The 3,810-nt window shown below is 62.5% G+C and carries 4 protein-coding genes; 2 read left to right on the top strand and 2 right to left on the bottom strand.

Annotation, left to right across the window (positions count from 1 at the left end; all coding sequences use genetic code 11):
- Window positions 1-241: 241 nt before the first annotated feature.
- Together atpC and atpD are read right to left on the bottom strand one after the other, a co-directional pair.
- Complete coding sequence (gene atpC / locus BG35_RS0107620; protein ID WP_025782361.1) at window positions 242-655, bottom strand: ATP synthase F1 subunit epsilon; 414 nt, start codon at window positions 653-655, stop codon at window positions 242-244.
- Window positions 656-722: 67 nt separating this feature from the next.
- The gene (gene atpD, locus BG35_RS0107615; RefSeq protein WP_025782360.1) at window positions 723-2,186 is read right to left on the bottom strand and encodes a F0F1 ATP synthase subunit beta; all 1,464 of its coding nucleotides are present in this window, start codon (window positions 2,184-2,186) and stop codon (window positions 723-725) included.
- Window positions 2,187-2,453: 267 nt separating this feature from the next.
- Between atpD and groES the strand changes: the two genes are divergently transcribed.
- Both groES and groEL read left to right on the top strand, forming a co-directional pair.
- The gene (gene groES / locus BG35_RS0107610; RefSeq protein ID WP_025782359.1) at window positions 2,454-2,765 is read left to right on the top strand and encodes a co-chaperone GroES; all 312 of its coding nucleotides are present in this window, start codon (window positions 2,454-2,456) and stop codon (window positions 2,763-2,765) included.
- Between the two features lie 48 nt (window positions 2,766-2,813).
- A partial coding sequence (groEL, locus tag BG35_RS0107605; RefSeq protein WP_025782358.1) for a chaperonin GroEL occupies window positions 2,814-3,810 on the top strand: 997 nt, incomplete at its 3' end.

Below are 3,810 nucleotides of genomic sequence, written 5' to 3'. Positions count from 1 at the left end.
TCAAGCAGCCCGCTGGCCACCAACAACCAACCATGGGCGCAGAAGCGCAGCGCCGCCACCACGGCCAGGCCAACACAAAGGGGACAGTGGGTGAGACCCATGAAGAAGGTTGTGCTGCCCCTTAGCTTGCCAGAGGGGATCACCCTTGATGCCCAGACACTGGTCAAATCAGGAACAATTCTCCATGGAGACATGGAGACCAGCCCCGGGCAATCCGACGGCACGGGGATACAGGCTCAACTCAATCCACCTTGCCGCCAGCGGCCTGAAGCCGCGCCCGCGCAAGGCTGGCATTCCGCTGGGCCTGAAGTTTTTCCGGGGTGTTGATTTCCTCCGCAACACGGGCCAATTCCTCCCGGGCCGTGGCAAAGGCCTGCTCGGCCTTGGCGCGATCAATGTCGGTCCCCAACTCAGCCCCGTTCACCAGCACGGTGACTTCATCATCAATCACCTCGGCAAAGCCCCCCATCAGGGCAATGGAACTCCAGGTGTACCCCTCCCGTAGCCGCAGTACGCCCACGTCCAGGGCGGTGAGCAGGGAAACATGGCCCTTGAGCACCCCCATTTGGCCGGTGGTGCTGGGCAGGATGACTTCATCGGCCGTCCCATCAAAAATTCTGACGTCTGGGGCAAGCACCCGAACGGTGAGGCTCATGGCAATACACGGCAGCAGGGAGAACAGGGGGGACCGGACCAGGCTGGTCCCCAATGGGGTTGGGGGGTCAGACCTTGGTTTCAGCCTTGATTTTCTCTGCCTTGGCTTTCACCTGGGCAATGCTTCCCACCAGGTAGAACGCTGCTTCCGGCAGATCGTCCAACTGGCCGGAGAGGATTTCCTGGAAGCCCTTGATGGTGTCTTCCAGCTTGACGTACTCGCCAGGCTGGCCCGTGAAGACCTCGGCCACAAAAAAGGGCTGGGAGAGGAACTTCTCGATTTTGCGGGCCCGATCCACGGTTTTGCGGTCCTCCTCCGAGAGCTCGTCAAGGCCGAGAATGGCGATGATGTCTTGCAGTTCCTTGTAGCGCTGCAGGGTGGACTGCACCGCCCGGGCGGTGGCGTAGTGCTCGTCACCCACAACCGATGGCTGGAGCATGGTGCTGGTGGAGTCCAGGGGATCCACGGCGGGGTAGATGCCCTTGGAGGCCAGGGCACGGGAGAGCACCGTGGTGGCGTCCAGGTGGGCAAAGGTGGTGGCGGGAGCTGGATCCGTCAGGTCGTCCGCAGGCACGTAGACCGCCTGGATGGAAGTGATGGAGCCTTCCAGGGTGGAGGTGATGCGCTCCTGCAGCTCACCCACGTCGGTGCCCAGGGTGGGTTGGTAGCCCACGGCGGACGGCATCCGCCCCAGAAGAGCCGACACCTCGGAACCGGCCTGCACGAAGCGGAAGATGTTGTCGATGAACAGCAGCACGTCCTGCTTGTTCACGTCCCGGAAGTGCTCCGCCATGGTCAAGGCGGAGAGGCCCACCCGCATCCTGGCGCCGGGGGGTTCGTTCATCTGCCCGTAGCAGAGGGCCACCTTGGATTGACTCAGGTCATCGGCATTGATGACGCCGGACTCCTTGAATTCCTCGTAGAGATCGTTCCCTTCCCGGGTGCGCTCCCCCACACCGCCGAACACGGACACGCCGCCGTGTTCCTTGGCAATGTTGTTGATCAACTCCTGGATGAGCACGGTTTTGCCCACCCCGGCGCCACCGAAGAGGCCCACCTTGCCCCCTTGGCGGTAAGGGGCCAACAGGTCAATCACCTTGATGCCCGTTTCAAAGACGCGGGGCTTGGTTTCCAGATCGGTGAGGAGGGGAGCAGTGCGGTGGATGGGGGCGGTCTGGCTCAGGTCCACGGGGCCACGCTCGTCCACGGGCGCCCCCAGGACGTTGAAGATGCGCCCCAGGGTGCATTCCCCCACAGGGACGGAGATGGGTTGGCCCGTGGCGGCGACCTCCATGCCCCGCACCAGGCCGTCGGTGCTGCTCATGGCTACGGCCCGCACGGTGCGGTCCCCCAAAAGCTGCTGCACCTCGCAGGTCACGGCCACACTCTGGCCCGCCGGGTTGGTGGCTTCAATGGTCAGGGCATCGTAAATGCTGGGCAAATCACCAGAAGCAAACTCCACATCAACGACAGGTCCAATGACCTGGCGGATGGTTCCTTGGGTTGTCGACGCGGCGGCGGTGGCGGTCATAAAGGGGGGACTCGCGGGTGGCGGGAGAGTGCATGGGCACTTTACCACCGCATTGACGGGCTGTGGGGGGACTGGGGGGGAGTTCGGTCAACCGCACAGGCCAGCCGTTGTTGGGAACCCTCTGCATCCCTAGCTTGGCGCTCAAGCGTCGAGAGTGCTAACTCTGGACGTCAATCCGTGGCTTGCCTGATGAGGGCCGGCCAATCCAAGGCCAACCCAAACCAGGAGCCACCTTGGTTTTCAGATGCTGAAACTCCCTATTTTCCCATGGCAGCAGTGAATCTCAGCGTTTCCACCGTCAAGCCTCTCGGTGACCGCGTCTTCGTGAAGGTCTCCGAGTCCGAAGACAAGACATCCGGCGGTATCCTCCTTCCCGATACCGCCAAGGAGAAGCCCCAGGTGGGCGAAGTGGCCCAGGTGGGGCCCGGCAAGCGCAACGATGACGGCACCCGGCAGACCCCGGAAATAAGCGTTGGCGACCGTGTGCTCTACAGCAAGTACGCCGGCACGGACATCAAGCTGGGGGCCGATGAGTACGTCCTGCTTAGCGAGAAAGACATTCTCGCCATTGTGAACTGATCTCCCCGTCTCTTTTCCCCTTCCAATTTTCCTGAAGAAACACGTCCCATGGCCAAGCGCATCATCTACAGCGAAAGCGCCCGTCGCGCACTGGAAAAAGGCATCGACACCCTCAATGAAGCCGTTGCCGTGACCCTGGGTCCCAAGGGCCGCAACGTGGTGCTGGAGAAGAAATTCGGCGCCCCCCAGATCATCAACGACGGCATCACCATCGCCAAGGAGATCGAACTGGAGGATCACATTGAAAACACCGGCGTGGCCCTGATCCGCCAGGCAGCCTCCAAAACCAACGACGCCGCTGGCGACGGCACCACCACCGCCACCGTGCTGGCCCATGCCATGGTGAAGGCGGGTCTGCGCAACGTGGCGGCTGGCGCCAACGCCATTTCCCTGAAGCGGGGCATCGACAAGGCCGCCGATTTCCTGGTGAGCGAGATTGAGAACCACGCCGTCCCCGTAGCGGACAACAACGCCATTGCCCAGGTGGGCGCCATTGCCGCCGGCAACGACGCCGACGTGGGCCAGAAAATTGCCGACGCCATGGACAAGGTGGGCAAGGAGGGCGTCATCTCCCTGGAAGAAGGCAAGTCCATGAGCACCGAGTTGGAGGTGACCGAGGGCATGCGCTTCGACAAGGGCTACATCTCCCCCTACTTCGCCACCGACAACGAGCGCATGGAAGCGGTGCTGGAGGAGCCCTATATCCTGCTCACCGACAAGAAGATCACGCTGGTGCAGGACTTGGTGCCCGTGCTGGAGCAAATCGCCCGCACCGGCAAGCCCCTGCTGATCATTGCCGAGGACATCGAGAAAGAAGCCCTGGCCACTCTGGTGGTGAACCGTCTGCGGGGTGTGCTGAACGTGGCTGCCGTCAAGGCGCCCGGCTTTGGCGACCGTCGCAAGGCCATGCTGGAGGACATGGCGGTGCTCACCGGTGGTCAGATGATCACCGAGGACGCCGGTCTCAAGCTGGACAACGCCAAGGTGGACATGATGGGTACCGCCCGGCGGGTGACCATCACCAAGGACACCACCACCATCGTTG

Source organism: Candidatus Synechococcus spongiarum SH4, assembly GCF_000586015.1.
Classification (GTDB): Bacteria; Cyanobacteriota; Cyanobacteriia; order PCC-6307; family Cyanobiaceae; genus Synechococcus_B; species Synechococcus_B spongiarum_F.
The sequence above is the reverse complement of the archived record's forward strand: the minus strand, read 5'-3'. Positions and strand labels throughout refer to the sequence as shown.

Excerpts from the sequence above, each read along its gene's own strand:
- atpC (WP_025782361.1), bottom strand. The coding sequence starts at position 655 with ATGAGCCTCACCGTTCGGGTGCTTGCCCCAGACGTCAGAATTTTTGAT.
- atpD (WP_025782360.1), bottom strand. The coding sequence starts at position 2,186 with ATGACCGCCACCGCCGCCGCGTCGACAACCCAAGGAACCATCCGCCAG.
- groES (WP_025782359.1), top strand. The coding sequence starts at position 2,454 with ATGGCAGCAGTGAATCTCAGCGTTTCCACCGTCAAGCCTCTCGGTGAC.